This window comes from Rhizobium sophoriradicis (assembly GCF_025200795.1).
Taxonomy (GTDB): domain Bacteria; phylum Pseudomonadota; class Alphaproteobacteria; order Rhizobiales; family Rhizobiaceae; genus Rhizobium; species Rhizobium sophoriradicis.
Genome location: NZ_CP104152.1, coordinates 706,777 through 727,695 on the forward strand (window position 1 = coordinate 706,777; position 20,919 = coordinate 727,695).

Annotated in this window: 18 protein-coding genes and 1 pseudogene; 8 read left to right on the forward strand and 11 right to left on the reverse strand. The window is 60.7% G+C overall.

The features are described 5' to 3' along the window. Nucleotides 1-86: 86 nt before the first annotated feature. Nucleotides 87-4,724, reverse strand: a complete 4,638-nt coding sequence (locus tag N2597_RS03395; protein ID WP_183599099.1) for a cadherin-like domain-containing protein — start codon at nucleotides 4,722-4,724, stop codon at nucleotides 87-89. Between the two features lie 199 nt (nucleotides 4,725-4,923). On the opposite strand from N2597_RS03395, the gene N2597_RS03400 reads away from it, so the two are divergent. After that, the gene (locus tag N2597_RS03400; RefSeq protein ID WP_183599097.1) at nucleotides 4,924-5,169 is read left to right on the forward strand and encodes a hypothetical protein; all 246 of its coding nucleotides are present in this window, start codon (nucleotides 4,924-4,926) and stop codon (nucleotides 5,167-5,169) included. A gap of 41 nt (nucleotides 5,170-5,210) precedes the next feature. Further along, complete coding sequence (locus N2597_RS03405) at nucleotides 5,211-5,711, forward strand: GFA family protein (protein WP_096771765.1); 501 nt, start codon at nucleotides 5,211-5,213, stop codon at nucleotides 5,709-5,711. A gap of 333 nt (nucleotides 5,712-6,044) precedes the next feature. Here the strand turns inward: N2597_RS03405 and N2597_RS03410 are convergent, their stop codons facing one another. Continuing rightward, nucleotides 6,045-7,013 (reverse strand): IS481-like element ISRel2 family transposase, encoded by a 969-nt coding sequence (locus N2597_RS03410; RefSeq protein ID WP_341356220.1) that lies wholly within the window; start codon nucleotides 7,011-7,013, stop codon nucleotides 6,045-6,047. An 84-nt stretch (nucleotides 7,014-7,097) separates the two neighbouring features. Then, the gene (locus N2597_RS03415; RefSeq protein WP_051649832.1) at nucleotides 7,098-7,487 is read right to left on the reverse strand and encodes a winged helix-turn-helix transcriptional regulator; all 390 of its coding nucleotides are present in this window, start codon (nucleotides 7,485-7,487) and stop codon (nucleotides 7,098-7,100) included. A 126-nt stretch (nucleotides 7,488-7,613) separates the two neighbouring features. Between N2597_RS03415 and N2597_RS03420 the strand changes: the two genes are divergently transcribed. Both N2597_RS03420 and N2597_RS03425 read left to right on the forward strand, forming a co-directional pair. Beyond that, entirely contained in the window at nucleotides 7,614-8,462 is an 849-nt protein-coding gene (locus N2597_RS03420; RefSeq protein ID WP_183598855.1) for an SDR family oxidoreductase, read from the forward strand. A gap of 16 nt (nucleotides 8,463-8,478) precedes the next feature. Further along, entirely contained in the window at nucleotides 8,479-8,874 is a 396-nt protein-coding gene (locus N2597_RS03425) for a DoxX family protein (RefSeq protein ID WP_009986063.1), read from the forward strand. A gap of 317 nt (nucleotides 8,875-9,191) precedes the next feature. Here the strand turns inward: N2597_RS03425 and N2597_RS03430 are convergent, their stop codons facing one another. The 3 genes from N2597_RS03430 to N2597_RS03435 form a co-directional block, all read right to left on the reverse strand. Further along, entirely contained in the window at nucleotides 9,192-10,823 is a 1,632-nt protein-coding gene (locus tag N2597_RS03430) for a putative bifunctional diguanylate cyclase/phosphodiesterase (RefSeq protein WP_183598857.1), read from the reverse strand. A 441-nt stretch (nucleotides 10,824-11,264) separates the two neighbouring features. Continuing rightward, nucleotides 11,265-11,528, reverse strand: coding sequence for a DUF982 domain-containing protein (locus tag N2597_RS33685; protein ID WP_096762536.1), 264 nt, complete (start codon nucleotides 11,526-11,528; stop codon nucleotides 11,265-11,267). A 31-nt stretch (nucleotides 11,529-11,559) separates the two neighbouring features. After that, on the reverse strand, nucleotides 11,560-11,799 hold the full coding sequence (locus N2597_RS03435) for a hypothetical protein (protein WP_141399558.1): 240 nt from the start codon (nucleotides 11,797-11,799) through the stop codon (nucleotides 11,560-11,562). A 366-nt stretch (nucleotides 11,800-12,165) separates the two neighbouring features. Here N2597_RS03435 and N2597_RS03440 point away from each other — a divergent pair, with 366 nt between their 5' ends. Continuing rightward, a complete protein-coding gene (locus N2597_RS03440) occupies nucleotides 12,166-13,938 on the forward strand; it encodes an SLC13 family permease (protein WP_183598859.1) in 1,773 nt (590 codons plus the stop codon). A gap of 146 nt (nucleotides 13,939-14,084) precedes the next feature. Here the strand turns inward: N2597_RS03440 and N2597_RS03445 are convergent, their stop codons facing one another. The 4 genes from N2597_RS03445 to N2597_RS03460 all read right to left on the reverse strand — a co-directional run bounded on the left by N2597_RS03445 (nucleotide 14,085) and on the right by N2597_RS03460 (nucleotide 18,011). Then, entirely contained in the window at nucleotides 14,085-14,651 is a 567-nt protein-coding gene (locus N2597_RS03445; RefSeq protein WP_225881427.1) for an AAA family ATPase, read from the reverse strand. 163 nt (nucleotides 14,652-14,814) lie between these two features. Next, the gene (locus tag N2597_RS03450) at nucleotides 14,815-16,344 is read right to left on the reverse strand and encodes a SulP family inorganic anion transporter (protein ID WP_096762533.1); all 1,530 of its coding nucleotides are present in this window, start codon (nucleotides 16,342-16,344) and stop codon (nucleotides 14,815-14,817) included. 4 nt (nucleotides 16,345-16,348) lie between these two features. Continuing rightward, complete coding sequence (locus N2597_RS03455; protein ID WP_011424407.1) at nucleotides 16,349-17,053, reverse strand: carbonic anhydrase; 705 nt, start codon at nucleotides 17,051-17,053, stop codon at nucleotides 16,349-16,351. A gap of 331 nt (nucleotides 17,054-17,384) precedes the next feature. Then, nucleotides 17,385-18,011: a class I SAM-dependent methyltransferase gene (locus N2597_RS03460; RefSeq protein ID WP_096762532.1), complete on the reverse strand. Its 627-nt coding sequence runs from the start codon at nucleotides 18,009-18,011 to the stop codon at nucleotides 17,385-17,387. A gap of 204 nt (nucleotides 18,012-18,215) precedes the next feature. Here N2597_RS03460 and N2597_RS03465 point away from each other — a divergent pair. Next, nucleotides 18,216-18,527, forward strand: a pseudogene (locus tag N2597_RS03465) (VOC family protein); the annotation flags it as partial. 264 nt (nucleotides 18,528-18,791) lie between these two features. Here the strand turns inward: N2597_RS03465 and N2597_RS03470 are convergent. Next, nucleotides 18,792-19,253, reverse strand: coding sequence for a hypothetical protein (locus tag N2597_RS03470; RefSeq protein WP_183598861.1), 462 nt, complete (start codon nucleotides 19,251-19,253; stop codon nucleotides 18,792-18,794). Between the two features lie 384 nt (nucleotides 19,254-19,637). On the opposite strand from N2597_RS03470, the gene N2597_RS03475 reads away from it, so the two are divergent. Together N2597_RS03475 and N2597_RS03480 are read left to right on the forward strand one after the other, a co-directional pair. Continuing rightward, a complete protein-coding gene (locus N2597_RS03475) occupies nucleotides 19,638-20,309 on the forward strand; it encodes a hypothetical protein (protein ID WP_183598863.1) in 672 nt (223 codons plus the stop codon). Nucleotides 20,310-20,590: 281 nt separating this feature from the next. After that, a complete protein-coding gene (locus tag N2597_RS03480; protein ID WP_064830019.1) occupies nucleotides 20,591-20,782 on the forward strand; it encodes a DUF6494 family protein in 192 nt (63 codons plus the stop codon). Nucleotides 20,783-20,919 lie beyond the last annotated feature (137 nt).

Genomic DNA, 20,919 nt, shown 5'->3' on the forward strand with positions numbered 1-20,919 from the left:
GCCGATCGAAAAGATCGGCTGTGGGCCCGTCACCGCGATGAAACCGCCGCGGTGGCGAGATGGCCGAAAGCTGGCCGCCCTTTTGATCAGAGGAGGAAGTCCGAATCCGTCAAGCCCAGGTTTGTGCCTGTCAAGACGATCGTCGTTTCGTCGGTATTCGCGTCCCCGTTGGTATCGAAGTGAAGGATCGTGTTGCCGCCGCTTTCCGTGTACCAGGCACCGTGGGCCGTCACCGTTGTTCCACCCCAGGCGAAGGCTTGATCGCCCGGGATGCTGGGATTGACCGTGTAGGCGTCGAGCCCGCTCACGTCGATCTTGTCAAACCCATGGTGGAAGTCACGGATCGTGTCCGGGGAGACGGACGTGCTGTCGCCCACTGAGGTGAACACAAAGGTGTCATTGCCGGAGCCACCCCAAAGGTCATCCTGCTCGCCGCTGCCATTGAGCGTGTCGTTGCCGGAGCCGCCGTACAACGTGTCCAAGCCTTGGCTTCCGATCAGTATGTCGTTACCTGCCTGGCCGTAGAGCTTATCGGCCCCGTTATTTCCATTCAGCGTGTCGTTACCTGCCTGGCCATAGAGGATATCACCAGAGTTGCCGCCGCTGATTGTATTGTCACCCGCATTTCCGACCTTGGTATCGACACCGTTGGTTTCGCCCCAATTTGTCGTGGTGGCGGTCGCTGTATCCGTATCGTGGTCATTGCTCGTATCGCTGTCGCTTTCGATCACGTCGGTGATGCCGAGATGGAAGTTATGCGAGGCATCCGGCGTGCCGCCAACCGTTGCGTCATTCACATCAACGGTCACGTCGTAGCCGGCCTTCGCTTCGAAGTCCGCGCCACCATTGAAGTAGAGCGCCCCGTTCAGGATCGTGAATGACGCGGCGTCACTTCCAGACAGCGACAATACGTTGTTGCCGGAATCGACATCCGTCACCGCGATATCGGCAACTTTGATCAAGCCCCCATTTTCGGGCGCCGACGTCACTGTGTTCGACAACACAACCGCCGTCGGCGCGTCGTTGACGGCATCAAGCGTGAAGCTCTGCGTTGCCGGCACATTGCCGCCGTTTCCATCGGTGACGCTGTAGCTCAGGCTGACCGGGCCGTTGTAGTTGGCATCAGGCGTGAAGGTCCAGGTGCCGTTATTGTTGTCAATGAGCGCGCCATGGTCGGCGGTGAGGCCGGCAACCGACAGCTGGTCGCCGTCGACATCGGTGAAGCCGGCAAGCAGGTCAGCGCTGCTGAACGTGTAGGGCGTGTCCTCGGTGCCTGCCGCCAGCGTCGCCGCATTGCCGCTGAGAACAGGTGCGTCATTGACCGCATCAAGCGTGAAGCTCTGGCTTGCCGGCACACTGCCGCCATTGCCGTCGGTGACGTAGTAGCTGAGGCTGACCGGGCCGTTGTAGTTGGCATCAGGCGTGAAGCTCCAGGTGCCGTCATTGTTGACGATGAGGGCGCCATGCTCGGCGGTGAGGCCGGCGACCGACAGCTGGTCGCCGTCGACATCGGTGAAGCCGGCAAGCAGGTCGGCGGTGCTGAAGGTGTAGGCCGTATCCTCGCTGCCCGCCGCAAGCGTTGCCGCATTGCCGCTGAGGACTGGCGCGTCGTTGACCGCCGTCAGCGCAAAGCTCTGGCTTGCCGCGACACTGCCGCCGTTTCCATCGCTGACGCTGTAGCTGAGGCTGACCGGGCCGTTGTAGTTGGCATCAGGTGTGAATGTCCAGGTGCCGTCATTGTTGTCGACCAGGGCGCCATGATCGGCGGTGAGGCCGGAGACCGACAGCTGATCGCCGTCGACATCGGTAAAGCCGGCAAGCAGGTCGGCGGAGCTGAACGTGTAGGCCGTGTCCTCGGTGCCTACCGAAAGCGTCGCCGCATTGCCGCTGAGAACAGGGGCGTCATTGACCGCATCAAGCGTGAAGCTCTGGCTTGCCGGCACACTGCCGCCGTTGCCGTCGGTGACGGTGTAGCTGAGGCTGACCGGGCCGTTGTAGTTGGCATCAGGCGTGAAGGTCCAGGTGCCGTTGTTGTTGTCGACCAGGGCGCCATGGTCGGCGGTGAGGCCGGCAACCGACAGCTGGTCGCCGTCGACATCGGTGAAGCCGGCAAGCAGGTCAGCGCTGCTGAACGTGTAGGGCGTGTCCTCGGTGCCTGCCGCCAGCGTCGCCGCATTGCCGCTGAGAACAGGTGCGTCATTGACCGCATCAAGCGTGAAGCTCTGGCTTGCCGGCACACTGCCGCCATTGCCGTCGCTGACGCTGTAGCTGAGGCTGACCGGGCCGTTGTAGTTGGCATCCGGCGTGAAGGTCCAGCTGCCGTCATTGTTGTCGACCAGGGCGCCATGCTCGGCGGTGAGGCCGGAGACCGACAACTGATCACCGTCGACATCGGTAAAGCCGGCAAGCAGGTCGGCGGAGCTGAACGTGTAGGCCGTGTCCTCGGTGCCTACCGAAAGCGTCGCCGCATTGCCGCTGAGAACAGGGGCGTCATTGACCGCATCAAGCGTGAAGCTCTGGCTTGCCGGCACACTGCCGCCGTTGCCGTCGGTGACGGTGTAGCTGAGGCTGACCGGGCCGTTGTAGTTGGCATCAGGCGTGAAGGTCCAGGTGCCGTCATTGTTGTCGATGAGCGCGCCATGGTCGGCGGTGAGGCTGGCGACCGACAGCTGGTCGCCGTCGACATCGGTGAAGCCGGCAAGCAGGTCAGCGCTGCTGATCGTGTAGGGCGTGTCCTCGGTGCCTGCCGCCAGCGTCGCCGCATTGCCGCTGAGAACAGGTGCGTCATTGACCGCATCAAGCGTGAAGCTCTGGCTTGCCGGCACACTGCCGCCATTGCCGTCGCTGACGCTGTAGCTGAGGCTGACCGGGCCGTTGTAGTTGGCATCAGGTGTGAATGTCCAGGTGCCGTCATTGTTGTCGACCAGCGCGCCATGCTCGGCGGTGAGGCCGGAGACCGACAGCTGGTCGCCGTCGACATCGGTAAAGCCGGCCAGCAGGTCGGCGCTGCTGAAGGTGTAGGGCGTGTCCTCGGTGCCTGCCGCCAGGGTCGCTGGGTTGCCGCTGAGGACGGGGGCGTCGTTGACGGCATCAAGCGTAAAGCTCTGGCTTGCCGGCACACTGCCGCCATTGCCGTCGGTGACGTAGTAGCTGAGGCTGACCGGGCCGTTGTAGTTGGCATCAGGCGTGAAGGTCCAGGTGCCGTTGTTGTTGTCGATGAGGGCGCCGTGGTTGGCGGTGAGGCTGGCGACCGACAGCTGGTCGCCGTCGACATCGGTAAAGCCGGCAAGCAGGTCGGCGCTGCTGATCGTGTAGGGCGTGTCCTCGGTGCCTGCCGAAAGCGTTGCCGCATTACCGCTGAGAACAGGCGCGTCGTTGACCGCCGCCAGCGTGAAGCTCTGGCTTGCCGGCACACTGCCGCCATTGCCGTCGCTGACGCTGTAGCTGAGGCTGACCGGGCCGTTGTAGTTGGCATCCGGCGTGAATGTCCAGGTGCCGTCATTGTTGTCGACCAGCGCGCCATGCTCGGCGGTGAGGCCGGCAACCGACAGCTGATCGCCGTCGACATCGGTGAAGCCGGCAAGCAGGTCAGCAGTGCTAAAGGTGTAGGGCGTGTCCTCGGTGCCTGCGACCAGCGTCGTCGCATTGCCGCTGAGAACAGGGGCGTCGTTGACGGCATCAAGCGTGAAGCTCTGCGTTGCCGGCACATTGCCGCCGTTTCCATCGGTGACGCTGTAGCTCAGGCTGACCGGGCCGTTGTAGTTGGCATCAGGCGTGAAGGTCCAGGTGCCGTTATTGTTGTCAATGAGCGCGCCATGGTCGGCGGTGAGGCCGGCAACCGACAGCTGGTCGCCGTCGACATCGCTGAAGCCGGCAAGCAGGTCGGCGCTGCTGAACGTGTAGGGCGTGTCCTCGGTGCCTGCCGCCAGCGTCGCCGCATTGCCGCTGAGAACAGGTGCGTCATTGACCGCATCAAGCGTGAAGCTCTGGCTTGCCGGCACACTGCCGCCATTGCCGTCGATGACGGTATAGCTGAGGCTGACCGGGCCGTTGTAGTTGACATCAGGCGTGAAGGTCCAGGTGCCGTCATTGTTGTCGACCAGGGCGCCATGATTGGCGGTGAGGCCGGAGACCGACATCTGATCGCCCTCGGCATCGGTAAAGCCGGCCAGCAGGTCGGCGGTGCTGAAGGTGTAGGGCGTGTCCTCGGCGCCTGCCGCCAGGGTCGCTGGGTTGCCGCTGAGGACGGGTGCGTCGTTGATGCCGTTGATCATAACCGTCAGCGTGCCGACGCTGAGCGTGCCGTTCGACATCTTGATCGTGTACTGGATCGTGTCCTTGAACATTTCTCCGGCATCGAGCGCGTTGATCTGCGCGCTTATACCGGCTGCGTCATAGTGGATCTTGTTGTCACTGCCGATCCAGAATGTTGCACCCATCTGGCTGGTTTGGCTGAAGCTAATGCCGACGCCGTCCTGCATCAGCAGGTCCTTGTTGTAATCGACAAACGCCTTGTTGGTGACGATGATCGCTGCCCCTCCGTCATCGTTCTTGAAGCCGTCATCCACCGAATAGATCGTCGTCTTCACGCCGCCGCCGCTTGCGGCCAGGACGTCGAACGTGAACTGAAGGCTGCCGTCCTCGGTGCCGGATTGTGTCAGATTGGCTGCCGCACCTGAATTCGAAAACGTGACGGTCGTGCCTGAAACTGTCGTAGTCGCCATTTACTATTCCCCCCAGTGATACTGCGGACGACGAAAGTGTTCGCCGCCCAATTACTATTTCCAATCTGGGTGCCCCACCACGTCGCCGAAGAAATCGCGGAATAAACATGCCCCATCTGCACGGTATATTATATTTTTCCAAATAGTAACCCAGAAGATGCATAAAATGGTATCAACTATACAATAGAGTTAAAGTTGATTGTGGATAAACTCGCTCGCCAATTCATATGATTATTTACGCCAGCGTCCGAATGGCCCGCACTTTCCGTTTATCGACACGAAAGAGTTCCCCACCGCCGACGGCGTGGTGCGCTGCGCGGATAAAGGTTGGAACCTGCTGCGGGAACTCTGCTCCCAGAATACGCGAGCGAAGAGCTTCGATGGTGCGGACAAATCCGTGTCGACGCAGGCGATGGATCTGGACGATCGGAAGACGACAACCTAAAAGAGATGCGGCCAAACCCGCTTCTTGCAGGAGAAGAAAAAATGCAGCGCATCGAGAGGGAAGTGAGCGGCGGCTGCCAGTGCGGCGCCGTGCGCTACCACGCAAGCGCCATGCTCGACAATTCGCATCTCTGCCATTGCCGCATGTGCCAGAAAGCCTCGGGCAACGTCTTTGCCGCGCTCGTCGCCGCCCCCGATGATGCGCTGACCTGGACACGCGGCAAGCCGAGCCTCTGGAAGAGCTCGGAACTGGTCGAGCGCGGCTTCTGCGCCAATTGCGGCACGCCCTTGTTTTTCCACCACCTGGAGAACGGCCGGACCAACCTGATGATCGGTTCGCTTGACGATCCCAACGCCTTCCCGCCGCTCGCCAATACCTGCACCGAGAACATGGTGGCCTGGTTCGATACGATCACGGGATTGGAAAATACCGGTGCGACCGAGACCAACGGCGCCGACTGGGCCGCGGCGATCAAGGCGAGCAACAACCAGCACCCCGATCACGATACCGCCTCATGGGCGGCGAGGGGGCGCGACGGCTGAGACCTGCGCTGTCGTAAGATGGCGCCATCTCCGCTCTGGCGGAATGAAGCACCGAAATGGCGCGGGGATCATTGAACATGGCGGTTGCGCTACAGCCATCCGCATCGGCGCCCCTCCCGCAGATTTGCCTGGCAAATCTGCAAGACTTGGCAATCGCCGGACGCACCGATCGCTTCGCCACGGCGAAGGGGTGCGGCCGGAGGGCCGGGCATGTTTCCGCCAGGATCAGAGGCGACCGGCTCGGACGTACCTGGAGGTATGCCCACCGCCAATTGCCTCTGCCCTGACGAAAACCTGCTCCGGCAGAATGCTTCAAGCTAATCCGGAAAAGCTCTAGCTGTGGAGCCTCAACAGGTTGTCCTGGGTAAGAGCGAGCCTAGTGATTGGTGGTTTTGAGTTTAGACTTCCGTGAGGCCTGTGCCAATTGTAGCGATGAAGCCATCGTGGCAGTTCGGCGGCGCGCATGTCCGAGTTGGGATAGGCGACGGCGTAGGCCCACTCTCTGAGGGCGGTCTGGATGAAGCGTTCGGCCTTTCCGTTGGTTTTAGGCGTATATGGTCTGGTGCGAACGTGCTTGAGGCCGTTGTCGCGACAAGCTTGGCCGAATGGCTTTGATGTGTAGCAGGGACCATTGTCGGTCATGACGCGCTCGACCGCGATCCCGAGGCTGGCATAATAGGCCAATGCCGCCTTCAAGAAGGCCACGGCGCTTTCTTTCGTCTCGTCCGGCAATATCTGTGAGAAAGCGATGCGAGAGGCATCGTCGATGGCCACATGAACGCATTCCCAACCGGCGCCCCAACTCTTGCCTCTGCGCGAACTCTGGCGAGTGCGATCGCCGGTGATGCGGTGGCCGACCTCATGAAACCGGCCGAGCTTCTTGATGTCGATATGAATCATCTCGCCGGGAGCCTGGCGTTCATAACGACGCACAGGCTCGGCCGGCTCGATATCCTTGAGGCGGGAGTGGCCTGCGCGCTTGAGAACCCGGCTCACCGTCGCTGCAGATACACCGGTTTCGATCGCGATGTGCTTGCCAGTCAGGCGCTGGCGGCGAAGCGTGATGATGCGCTCCGCCAGCGCCTGACTGGTCTGCCGGGGCATGGCATGAGGTCGGGAGGAACGATCGAGCATCGCCTCTCGACCACCGGCCTTGAAACGCTCGACCCAACGGGCGACGATCTTGGCCGCGACGCCATAGGCCTGTGCTGCCTGAGCCTGGGTCAGATGCCCTTCGATAACAGCAAGCGCCATTTGTTCCCGGCGCAACGGCGTCAGTCGGGCATTCTTATGAATGTTCATTCGCGGCGATCCTTCCGACTCGAGGTGTGATAGCTCCAGTCTCCTAAATCCGCTTTGAATGGACAACCTCCCGAAAGCTCACATCTAGCGGTTGTCGAAGTCCGCCCGAGCCTTCTCGATCACAGGGCGATTGTCGATTGCCCAATCGCTGAGTACCCGCAATGGCTCGATCAGCGAACGCCCGGCGTCGGTGAGAGCATATTCCACCTTCGGCGGGATGGTGGCATAAGCCGTGCGCGACACCAATCCATCGCGCTCAAGACTGCGGAGAGTGAGGGTCAGCATCCGGTGAGACACGCCGCCGATCTCGCGCATCATCTGGTTGAAGCGCAACGGTCCCCGTGACAGCACTCCGACAACCATGATGGTCCACTTGTCGCCAATGCGATCAAGAATCTGGCCGAGCGCACGGCAGTTGTTGTGATCTTCGCTCGCAGGCAAGTCCCCGGCCTGCGTGGCGGCGGCGGTGTTCATTGGCAACTCCATCGAGGCACGCACATCCATGTGCGTGGCGCACTTTCGTGTGCATTCTTGTGCATGTACCCGATATCGATCATATCGTCACGTACATTTTGTTCGTTAACAGAAGAGGACGACGACATGAAGATCGGCATCAACGGCGCAAGTGGGAAACTGGGTGCGGCCATCATCGAAGAACTCAGCTCACGCGGAGGCGGCCACCAAATCGTCGCCATTTCCCGCTCGCCGGAGAAGGCAGGTAGCGGGGTTGAGGCTCGCAAGGGTGACTATGACCAGCCAGAGACGCTTCAGGACGCCTATGCCGGGCTCGACCGTCTGGTGCTGATCCCAAGCGCAGACCTGCGTCCGGGCGCGCGCGGTGCACAGCTCAAGTCCGCCATCGACGTGGCCGAGAAGTCAGGTGTGCAGCATATCGTCCTGCTGTCGGCGGCAGGCACACGCGAGGCTGCCATTCCTGCACTCGGCGAGTCCTACTGGACAGCCGAACAGCATCTGATCAAGTCAGCTCCACACTGGACGATCCTGCGCATGAACTACTTTGCACAGTCCATGATCGACGAGGTCATGATGTCACAGAGCCAAGGAATGCTCGCTGGACTTGGCGAAGATCGCGTCGCGTATGTCTCGCGCAACGACGTGGCCGCAGCGACAGCAGGAGCCGTATTGGGCGAAGGTCACGCGGGCGCGATCTACAATCTGACGGGACCAGATGCGCTAACAGGGCATGACGTCGCCGCCGTTGCTTCGGAGGCACTTGGCAAGGCCATCGTGTTTGCCTCGATTACCGAGGAGCAACTGCGTGGCGGCTTAGGCCAGGCCGGGCTGCCCGATCTTGTTGTCAATGCCATCATGGACATCAAGAAGACCTTTGTCGAAGGACACTTCGATGTGCTTACACATGATGTCGAGCGGCTGTCGGGCCGTGCGCCTGTCTCTTTCCGCAACGTGTTCGCGGCAACGAAGTCCTGAGGAAAACCGCGTAAACATGACCCGCAAATACATTTATTGGATCAGCACCGCGCTTCTTTCGGCGTTGTACCTTATGTCCGCCACCTTCTATCTCACCCAAAGCGACACGGTGCGACAACTGTTGGGTCAGCTTGGCTTTCCTGGCTATCTGGTGCCGCTCCTGATTTCGGTCAAACTGTTGGGAGTGGCGGCGATCCTTTCCCGCGTCAGCGTCGGACTGAGCGATCTCGCCTATTCCGGAATGTTTTTTCACCTGCTGCTGGCGCTATCGGCTCATCTGAACGCGTCCGACTACGCCGGATCCGTTCCGGCACTCCTCGGTCTGGGCGTCCTTGTCGTGTCTTTCACGACCCAAAATGCCGCACGAGCAAAGCCATCGCCGTATGCGGCCTCCCAGCCGGTCGAAAGCTGAAACTTTTGCGATCTGCGTCCCGATCCAGTTTCGGGCGCAGTCGTCGATGATTGCCGCCATGACGGGCCGGCTGCTTCGCGCCCTCATCTCGGCCGTAGCGGATTCGCACGCCCCTGGAGTCCGAAGCAGCGGAATGATTGGTGTATCCGGCGATCGGTTGTCCCGTATATTTCCGACCGGTCTGTGAACTGACGGATCAGCCGCTCTCATGGCTTCTTTTTTCTCGTTCAGGTCGTCAAGCAGCTTCGAGGAATTGCCTTGAAAGCGTCAAGCTTACCGCCCCGCCGGGGCCCATGCACCATCGGCTCTTTATCGGATTAGCCGACCCAACCCGTGGCGAACGACCCCTGACGCAGAAAATCGCCGATGGCATCCGAAGACATCGGCGCGCCCAAAAGATGTCCCTGTAGTCGATCGCAATTTTCTCTTCTAAGCCACGTCGCCTGACCGGCCGTTTCGACGCCTTCGGCCGTAATCCGCATCCCCAGCCCATGTGCAAGCCCGATGACGAAGCGCACGATGGTCTGGCTCTTCGGATTGGTCTCGATGTCCTTGATGAAGTGCCGGTCGATCTTGATCGTATCGAACGGAAAGTTCTGTAGGTAGCTGAGGGATGAATAGCGGGTGCCAAAGTCGTCGAGCGCGATTCGGACGCCCAGAACCTCCAGGGTATGGAGTATGTCGAGATTTTTTGTGGTGCGTTCAAGCAGGACGGTTTCGGTTATTTCGATCTCCAACCTTTCGGCAGGAAACTCGACCGCGTCAAGAATTCCGGATACGCGATCGGTGAAGCCGCGGCGGAGGAATTCAGCCGGTGAGAGATTGACCGCCACGATGAAATGCGAGGGCCACGTCGACGCCTCGCGACAGGCCTGTTCAAGCACCCACGCTCCAATATCTCCCATGAGGCCATCGGCTTCGGCCATCGGGATGAAAACACTCGGCGGAACCACTCCGGCATAAGGATGGCGCCAACGCAGCAGCGCCTCGAAGCCGACGATCCCCTCCGATAGCTCCACCAGCGGCTGGTACTCGATGAAAAACTGCCGCTCCTTGAGGGCCACACGCAAACTGCGCCGCAACGTTTCACGCTGCTCCAGCATGATCATCATCGAGCGGTTGAACGTCCTTGCCCGGCCGCGGCCATCGTTCTTGGCAGCATAGAGCGCAATGTCGGCTGCTTTCATCAACTGTTCGCCGTCATTTCCATCGGTCGGCGCAATGGCAATTCCGACGCTCGCGCCGACGAACACATCGATCCCGCCGATGGTGAATGGCTCTTTGAACGCACGGACCAGGGATCCAGCAAGACCTTCCGCCTCCCCAGGCTGGTCCCCGCGCCGCTGAATGACGGCGAACTCATCGCCCGCGAGTCTGTAAGCTGTCTCACCGTCGCGAAGCACCGCCTGGATTCGTTCCGCCGTCATCTTGAGCACCATGTCGCCGGCGCCGTGCCCAAGCGTGTCGTTGACGGGTTTGAAGTCATCGAGATCGAGCTGCATCAGCGCGAGCTTTTGACTTTTCGGCACCGGAAAGCTTGCCTCGAGATCACTGGTGAATTGGCGACGGTTTGCCAGTCCCGTCAGAACGTCATGCCTGGCTTGATGAAGAAGGAGGGCGCGATCGGCTTCCCCAGTCGACGCTTCCGAACTCGCGCTTGCATCGCGCGTCTCGATGACCCCAAGGCCTCGTTCAGTGCCGAAAACGAGAAGACTGCGACTGTCGCCGGACGAACTGGATCCGATCTCGATGTTGCGGGGCAGGCCGCCGGCGAGCACGGCTTCGATCATCGATCTGGCGCCAGGATCAAGCAGCTCCGGATATAGATCCCATAGGGTCGCACCTGGAGCCGCTGCAGTTTTGTAGGCCTTCGAAACCGCCAGAGAGCATTTGGCAAGTTTCAGGCTATTGCCATAAAACGACACGAGCTCATCAGGTTGACCGGACATAGGCGCTCCGCGTTGGATCTTTCATCTCCCAACTTGTTGAGTCATGTGCGAAAGCTAACATCCCAGTAGAAATATTCAATCTTGCCCTGTGGATATCAAAAGTACGGCTTTGATGCCTGCCGCTATGCAAGCGGCCTTCTTCTCTTGAAATAGAACGTGAACAGTCGTGCTGCGGCCACACCCGCGCTCGCGTTGGAGCGAAGGAACTGCGGAGCGGTGCCTAATGGCTGCCGCCTCTCGGGCAACCTGCGCGTCGAGGCCGGCCGTGCCTTTGAAGTGGAGCCAACAAGTATCGTTCCGCGATGGGGAGGGTGCGGATGTCATTGCGACAAATGAAGATAAGCGTGTCGGTCAACCCCGGCTACTGCGTTCTTACTGTCAGCGCCGCAATGCCTGCCGGCTTTGGCATGCGACCAATTTATAGTCCCGTGTTCGTTCGCCTCATTCTATATCGGTCGAGTAGGGGATTGCGGCTTCCTTCAAAGCCAACAGGAACAACTCCCGGGCGCTTTCGTCTGAAACATGTCCGTCCTCGGCGCCTTCACAGGCTTCAAGAGCCGCGATGTAAGCCTTTCCGTCAGAGACTGGCCAACGGGCCGATAGGAGGTCGAACGCCTGTTTTGCCGATCTGACGGTGGTCGGCTTTCGCAGACGTAGAATAACGACACTCTTCCACAAGACACAGGCTCCATCGCCAGCGGCCAACCCAAAGGCGCCGCTTCACCCCAACCAGGGTCTACGATGAAGGTTCCTCGCGCTTTTTTTCAGCCATTCTGACGTCGAGCGCCTGTCGCAACTGGCCCGCTGACAGGTTTGTGTTTGCACTTAAAAGATCAACGGCGGCAGCGTATGCGGCTTGCGCGCAATCCCCGCCTGCGTCGACGGAGTTCGCGTCGCACCAGTCGGCAATTACCTTCGCGAGCATCTCTATCTGCCGCTCGGAGAGTTCCGGAAGATTTAAGAGGTTTAGAGACATTCTTGTGGCCTCACCCAAGGCAAGAGCACGTCGGATCGCCCAGTCGGCATCGCCCTGTAAAATCGCCGACTGGAGTACTATACCCTTTATTCGGCGCGATGATATGGCGATCCCGCAAAGGGCCGAATTCCACGGAGTGGCAGCGGCCGCGACCAATCGGGTGACACTCGCATCAGTCCGCCGGCCGTCAACATGTTGCAATGTCTGGTGGTGGCGGCCCGCCGGCGTGTCCAGCTTATCCGCTCACGCACATGCTGGTCAGGAGGTTGATCAGGACGGCAGGGAACTTGCGCAAGCAAACGACGTTCAGGAATATCGTCTTCCGCTCGGTTGTCGGCAAACATCCCAGCCTCTTTCCAGGTTCGCATGACGACACAGCAGATCATCGCATTTTCTGTCATCGGGCTCATGATGGCGGTCTTTATCTGGGATCGCTTCCGCTATGATGTCGTCGCCTGTTGCGCGCTGGTTCTGGCGGTCGTGACGGGGATCGTCCCACCGGAAAAGGCCTTTTCCGGCTTTTCGGATGACATTGTCATCATCGTCGGCAGCGCCCTGATCGTCAGCGCCGGCGTTGCCCGCTCGGGCATCGTCGATGCCGCGATCAAGCGGTTTTTCCCGAACCTGAACACGCTTCATACCCAGCTCGCGCTCCTGATGATCGCCGTGGCCTTGCTGTCCGCCTTCATCAAGAATATCGGTGCGCTCGCCATCATGATGCCTGTCGCCTTTCAGTTCGCCAGGAAATCCGGCGCTTCTCCGTCGAAATACCTGATGCCGATGTCCTTCGCTGCCCTGCTCGGCGGACTGATGACGCAGGTCGGCACCTCGCCGAACATCGTCGTATCGCGGCTTCGCCACGAGATGACGGGAGAATCCTTCACCATGTTCGACTTCACGCCGACAGGCGCCATCCTGACGGTCGTCGGTATTACCTTTCTGTTGTTCTTCCACTGGCTGGTGCCGAGCCGCACCAAGCAGGACCACGCCATCGAAGATGTGGTGGAGATCAAGAACTACACCAGCGAAGTCGCAATCACCGGCCAGTCGCCGCTGCTGGAGCGGGCATTGAGCGATCTCGTGAAGCTCGGCGATGGCGAGGTCATCGCCACGGCCGTCCTGCGCGGCGGCACCAGGATGGCGCCCTTTCCTGATCTGACCCTCCGCTCCGACGATATTGTGATGCTGGAAGGTCCATCGGCGGCAATGGACCGCATCGTATCACAAGGCAAATTGAAGCTGTCCGGCAAGCCGCTGACGAAAGAGGGTCAGCCGGACACGCATATTATTTCGCTCGAGGCGATCGTCAGCCAGGACTCGTCTCTCGCCGGTCTTTCGGCCAAGGAACTGGCGCTTTCCTACACGCGCGGGGTCAACATTCTGGCGATCAGCCGGCGCGGGGAACGTCTCAAGGAACGGTTGGGCAGCATGACCCTCGGCGTCGGCGACGTTCTCCTCCTGCAGGGCAGCCGGGCAAGCCTGGCCGCACTTCTGCAGGATTTTGGCCTGTTGCCGCTCGCCCAGCGCGAGGTAATGCTCGGCACCCGCCGCCGTGCCTTCATTCCGCTTCTGATCCTGGCCCTCGCCATGGCAACGACCGCCGTCGGCCTCGCACCGGTTCCGGTGGCTTTCTTCGCCGCGGCGCTGGGCATGGTCGTCTTCCGGGCCATACCACTGACTGATATCTATAAAGCAGTCGACGGGCCGATCCTGGTTATGCTCGCCGCCCTTATTCCCGTCTCGGATTCCTTGCGCACCTCCGGCGGCAGCGACCTGATCGCCGGCTGGCTGGGTGCGGTGGCGATGAACCTGCCGGCATGGGGGGCGCTCGGCCTGATCCTGGTCAGCGCCATGGCCGTTACACCCTTCCTCAACAATGCCGCCACCGTTCTCGTCATGGCGCCGATCGCCGCGAGCTTTGCAACCAGCCTCGGCTTCAGACCGGAAGCCTTCCTGATGGCGGTGGCAATTGGCGCCGGCTGCGACTTCCTGACCCCGGTCGGCCATCAATGCAACACGCTGGTCTTCGGACCCGGCGGCTACAAGTTTTCCGACTACCCGCGTCTCGGCCTGCCGCTGTCGGCATTGATCATCCTGGTCAGCGTGCCGACGCTGCTCCTTGTCTGGCCGGTGAAATAGACCGCTGGGGCGGCAGCCGCGGGGCCTGACGGATTTGGGTCTGATTGCCGGCTTCCCCTTTCAGTCAACCCGGAGGGGTCGAGCACCTCTGGATGAGAGGCGATAACCTGCTCTGGCAGGATGCTCCAATCTGACCACGAATGGTTCTAACGCTGGGCAGCGGCGGATGGGATTGTCAGGCTCAGGACACGAGAGACGGCTTGCTCTACCGACATGGCAGAGGTGTCTAAAATCTCGCATCCACGCGCTCGCGCCTCCTCTCTGAGGTAATTCGCCCAGTTCATCATCTCGGGATTGGCGAGTTCGGGCTGTCGCCGGTGAACAATCAGCCGAGCTGCTCTTGTGATATCATCGCAGTCGACAAGTATCGGAACATAGTCGTGCCAAGCTGCGGCGACCGCCCCTTCAGCCAAGAACGAAAGCCGTATCTGGCCTTCAAAGACGATCCTTCGTCCCGTCTTGGTAATTTCGGCGATCCTCTTCATCCATTCGACGGTCTTGGCAAACTGCCAGGCTTCGCCTGATCCGTACTCCCTTATCATCTCCTCAGCGCTCGGCACGCCTATCGTGTCAAAGAAGAGAACATCCGTATTGTCGGGAGAGCGCTCGGCGATTGCCCGAGCGATGGTTGTTTTGCCGGAACCAGACGCTCCGATCAATATAACTGCGGGCATGGTGTCCTCGATCACTTCTAGACGGCTGTCGATGTCCAATCATCGCATCATCATTGAGAGACTTGAAGTTCGCTCGAGCATGGCCTCTGGGATGGCCAGTCGGAAAGAGCTAGTGGATGCCTGGCTGTACTTCAGACCTCCGTTTGAAGCCTCATGGACAGGAAGTGAATTGGGGAGGGGCGTTTGCCCTCCCCAGATTTTATCAGGCGACTTCGGTCGCAAAACGCCGAAACAGCGGTGTCAGGCGGGGGTGGCGTGCCGCCGGCGGCGGATGGATTTCAATGGCGCGACCGGCCTTTGCCTCGCGTCGTAGCCATTCGCTGATGGTTTCGGCGCTGGTGTGATCCATGTAATGGAGGTCCTCGCCGACAATCTTGACCTTGCGGCCCTCGGGCAGCTGCTCGAGCGTGTTGAGCAGAACGGGCACGTCCTTGCAGGTGGCTGCGCCGCCGAGCTGGACATGGATTTCCTCGTCTATCTCTGCGTGTCTGATCGCGAGTTTGCGCCTCAGGTAGGGCACGATCTCGATGATCGACAGCGCCAGGCCGAGCGCCACGCCGACCAGCAGGTCCTGCAGGACGACCATGGCGACGGTCACCGCCCAGATGCCGACCGGAACCAACCCATGATGCTCGAACAGGTGTCTGACATGGCGCAGGCTGATCAACCGCCATCCGGTGACGAGCAGAACCGCGGCGAGGGCCGACAAGGGAACCAGGGTCAACAGGCTTGGCGCCAGCGCCACCAGGGCCAATATCCAGATCCCGTGGAAGATGGCGGAGGCCCGCGTGCGTGCGCCGGCCTGAATGTTGGCCGAGGAACGGACGATGACGCCGGTGATCGGCAATCCGCCGAGCAGGCCGCAGAGTCCGTTGCCGACGCCCTGGGCAAACAGCTCCTTGTTGAACCGGGTGCGCACGCCGTCATGCATCCGGTCGACGGCGGCGGCCGAGAGAAGGGTTTCGGCACTGGCGATGACGGCAATCATCACCGCCATGAGAATGACGCCGGGCTCCAGCAACCGGGCGAAGTTTTCCGCGGTCGGCAGTGTGATGCTGTCGACGAGCGAGGTGGGGACCTCGACGCGCGCGATCGGCAATTGCAACGCGGCGGCAAGAACCGTCGCCGCCGCGACACCGACCAGCGCTCCCGGAACCAGCGCCAGCGATTTCGGACGGCACTTCTCCCAGCACACCATTGCCAGCAGGGATATGAGGCCGACCTTCAAAGCGGTTGCCTGGCTCGTCAGGCCAGTTCCCCAAAGACGGGCGAGACTGTCCTCCATCGCCGCGACGTTCTCCATCCCGCCGGCAGCGGGCTTGGCATCCATCAGCACATGAATCTGCCCCAATATGATCAGGATTCCGATGCCGGCGAGCATGCCATGAACGACGGCCGGCGAGATTGCCCGGAACCAGGATCCGACCCGCAGGAACCCGCCGGCGATCTGCAGGAAACCGACGGCGATCAGGACGGGGGCGAGCATGGCGACACCGTATTCCTCGACGAAGCCGAAGACGATGACGGCAAGTCCGGCGGCAGGTCCGGAGACCTGCAACGGCGAGCCCGACAGGACGCCGACGACGATGCCGCCGATGATGCCGGAGATCAGGCCCATCGACGCCGGCACGCCGGAAGCGATGGCGATCCCGAGGCACAGTGGGATGGCGACGAGAAAGACGACCAAGGACGAGGCGAGGTCGCGCGAAAAGGCGGAGCTGATTGCTGTCATGGCGCTACTCCGCGGCAAGCATTGCTGCGATTTGCGGCATGACATGCGGCCGATCGCGGCCGGTCACTGCAACCGGCAGCGGCTCTCCCTCCTGCGGCACCGTGAAGGTCGCTTTCGCCCCGTCATAGACCTGGACTTCGCCGGTCTCGATGTCGAAGAACCAGCCATGCAGGGTGATCTCGCTGGTGGCGAGTTTCGCGGCCACCGAAGGATGCGTCTTCAGGTGATCGAGCTGAACGACGACGTTTTCCATCGCCACTGCGCGCACGCGATCACTTTCGGAAAGGTCGTCCGGATAGGCCCGGCATACGATCGAATAGGCGGCGTGGCTGTGGCGCAGCCAGGCTGCGACATTGGGCATCGGCTCGAGCAGCTCCGGATGGCACAGGCCCTTCATTGCGCCGCAATCCGAATGGCCGCACACGACGATGTCGCTGACGCCGAGCGCCAGGATCGCATATTCGATGGCGGAAGATACGCCGCCGTTGAGGGTCGAGAAAGGCGGAACGATATTGCCGGCATTGCGGCAGACGAAGAGATCGCCGGGACCGGCCTGCGTGATGGTTTCGGGCATCACCCGGCTGTCGGCGCAGGATATCATCAGAGCCTGTGGTTGCTGGCCTTCCCGCGCCAGCTTGCGATAAAGCGCCGACTGGTTGGGAAAAACCGCGCCGCGAAAACTGGAGATACCTTTCAGGAGATCGCCCATGTTCGGATCCTCTTTCTGGCCGGACGTCGGACTGGGAGGAATGTCTCTCGTCCGGCGGGTTACAGAAGCGAGTTGTTCGCAAGTGCGAAAAGAACAGCAAAAAGTGTGCGGTGCAACCAGCCGATGCGAGATCGCGATCAACAACACGTGAGGAGGGTGCCGAGGTCCGACGAGGGCGGGCCATTCTTTCGGCTGGAACGCAAGGTCAGCAATGCGTCCTCATCTCGGCCACAGTGGCGATCTTTGCCTTCGCCCGGAAGCCGACAGTCCGGTGATCACCTCGAGTTCATGGTCGCGCCACAACCGGCCATTCCCAGAAGTTCTGTTTGCCTCAGGCCCGATTCGCCCGAACGCTCAGCCACCGATCATGGGGTTTTCCAACGTACGGAATTACATTGCTAACAATCCAGCCGGCGTCTGTGAGTGCCGACCGCAGGGCAGGCTCGCGCCAGTACGTCTCGACGTAGCGCCGGGGCGCTGCAGCACTGCCGTGTGTGGACACATCCTCGCCTTCGCCCTCCCGAACCGAGACGTGCAGTTTGCCACCGGTCCGGGTCGCCTCGGCAAGCCGTCCAAGCACCGTGCCGAAATCCTCGCGCGCGACATGAATGAGGCAGGCACAGGCCCAGATCCCGTCATACTGCATGCCGGGACGCTGCGGGTCGGCCAGGTCATCGGTCAGCGGGTCCAACAGGTCGGCCTCGAAGCCACTTTCGCGCAGCAGTTCGACGAAACCCTTCGAAATGTCGGTGCGCCGGACGCTGATGCCCCGCTTCTCAAGCTCAAGTGCATCTCGCCCGCCACCGCTTCCGATCTCCAGCACTCTGCCCGAGCCGGGGAGCCCGGTCACGAACACATCGATCTCTGTCGCGACCCATTCGGGCATCACCGCGGCCTCGGCGGCGTACTCCGCCGCGACCGCATCATAGGACCGCACAGTATCCCGGTCGGTGCTCATCCCAGCGCTCCTCCTTCAAGACAACAGCCTATCAGCCCATTGCGCCCTTCACACTTCGGCAGTTGGTGACATCGCGGGCGATTTCCTCCCCAGCTTTAGCAGAAATGAGGTCAGAAACACCACCGAAGGACTGCCAATGCTGCCGACGACAATGCGCCATAAGCGGACATTGCTTCAGGCGCAGGGGCCTGACTGGGGTAATCCAGAGTCTGGGAAGATTTAACACCCGGCAGTGATGATCAGCCTATCGGCTACGGACCACCAAACTCCGGAGACAAGTTCGCCATTAAGCTTCGCGCTGGTGCCGCGATCTCCGGTGGCTCAGGGCACCATCTGGCCCTTGCAGCCCCTAGCCGAGAAGCGGTCAACGCATTTCATCTCGCGGCATTGGAGCACGGCGGTGTAGATAACGGAGGTCCGGGTCTTTGGCCGCACTACGGTCCGTATTACTACGCGGCCTTTGTCATTGACCCAGATGGAAACCATATTGAGGCTGTTTGCAAATCTCCCTCGTGAAGACCGTTTCGGGCCGACAGGAGACAGAAGGCCCTCGACCGGAAAGCGCCATCAGTGGACATCCTGTCGTGTGCTCGCAAAATTCTGCTGCCCTTATCGCAACGATGTCGTGGATCGCGGTTCTAGATAATTCTTTCAGATCAGCGAAAAGCTCTGGGGCAGCGGCCCGCCGTCCTTCAGAAACCTTCAGGCAAAAAAGTGTAATGTCCAACGCCCCCGCTCAGAACCTCGGACTTGCAATGAGGGATGTGTTCGGACACCCGCTCACTCGAACAATTGCGACACCGACACTTGCCGGATGCGCCGTTCGTCCGAGGTGAAGCTTAGAAGCATCCGCTTGTCTCCAAGCACCCAGCGATCGTTTTTCAAACTACCACCGCTGCTCCATTCCGGCTCCCCGAACTTTGCTCGCGCCTGCTCCCGGGTCATGGTCATATCGAGATCGAAAGGCGTTCCATCGATCGGTCTTCCTGCTTCCTCCGGAAGAACGAAGAATGTACGCAGAACCAACTCCCCTTCCGCAAAGCGCGTCCCGTTCGGCAACTCGCTTCCGAGAGTAAAGAGCAGTTCAATCTGTTGACCGGGGATCTCGACGTTCGTTTCCTTCTCGCCGCGTGGCGGCCGCTTGAGCGGGAGCGTCGCACCCAGCGACTTCAAGTAGTCCACGACCGCTGCGTCGGTTTCCGACTTTCCCAGCAATGCCAGCGCGCCCTTGTAGATTGCCATGCAACAGCTCCAATGCTTACCTGCGACGTTTGCCATGAGAATAGGTACCGGGGGACGCCGCGAAGACCCTGTCAATAATGAGCAACGACGATTGGGACAAGTCGCTCAAGAAGATGATCCGGAGCAATTGAGAAGGCAGGTGAAAACATGAATGCAGATCGACTGTTTACCCAAACTGAATTGCACTGACCGGAATGCGCCAATTTCGGACGTCCTTGAAGCGTTTAAGTCGGTCTGCTCCCGAGCAAGGCGAAGATAGCGGCTGATCTCTGATCCGCCGCAAGCGGTCATTCCCAGCAGAACAAGTTGCGTGTAAATCAGATATCGAATCCTATCGCGGGATAGGCAGCATTTCGACTAGCGGACCGTAGTGGGGGGGCTCGATTGCAGACAGACGACCTTCCCAACTACCGCTTCACTGCGAAGATCCCGAGGTATCGCGATACCCCGCAAAAGGTCGAGATGGCCTACGTCATCGAGGACCGGGGCCTCTCGGTGACGCGAGGGCGGTCCGTCAGCCTCGTCCCGTGGACGTCGCTTCGATTCCTGCACCTCCACGTCACGAGTGGGGTCGGCACCACTGGCTTTCCAGTCTACAGCGCGCGCCTAAGGACGCTCTTCGTGTCAAGGGAAATCTCCTCGCTCGATTGGCTCGGAGAAACGGGCGTCGATCGGTCCGCCGACTACGTTCGCTTCATGGAAGAACTGATTCCGTTTGCGGCCGCACGGAACCCACCGCTCCGCTTGCGATACGGCGGCGATCCCATGTTGGAAACGGCGATTCCGATGGTGCTGACCCTCTTCGTCGCCCCGCTCGTCCTCATCCTATTCTTCGTCGTGAAGTTGCCGCTCGGTGTTCTTGCAATCGCGTGGAAGAAGCCCCTTGCGAAGCTCGCGCCGTTGCTTTTCAGCACAGGGTTCGGCGTGGCGTTGAACGCGCTCCCCTGGTCCAGCGGGAAACCGTTCGAGGCGCACGATCTGCCTGCGGCCGAACTTCCGATGAGATATCGGGAAGGTGCCGTCTACAAGAGCCATGTCGATCTTGACCAACGGTGACGCACTAGCCCTCCATCGTTACTCTCGGGAACCTGGCGCATCGCGGCTTGGCTGGCACACGCAACGTCGCCTTTTGCCCGTTCAGACCCTGAAGCTGACCGGTCGCTAACCACCCCATCGCAGACAAGAGTGAACCACTCCCGAATGCCCGCTTTGGGCCAGGAGCGGTCATCTGTCGCCGAAATTTTTCGCGTCAGATTCTGGGGCCTGGGGCGTCATTGCTGCTTCCTTGACGATTTACCTTCCATTACAATCCCTTCCGCACATAGAGGAGTTCCGCCATGAGCGAAGACGCCTTCAACATGTCGATCCGCAAGTTCCTGAAGGAAGTCGGCGTCACGTCGCAGCGCAAGATCGAGGAGACGGTGCGCAAGGGGCAAGTCGGCGGCAAGACGTTGAAGGTCCGCATGACGCTAACGGCGGAAGGCACCGGCCTCAACCACGTGGTGGACGGCGAGATCGAGCTTCCGTAGGCCGGGCGAAGCGATCGCACGAACCGTCCGGCTGCCCCAAGTTCATTGTCCACGTCCGCGCGTAATCGAAGCATGGCCGCTCTGGGCCGACAGCAGACGAGTGGCTTCGGCTGGATTGCGCCATTTGCGGTCATGGC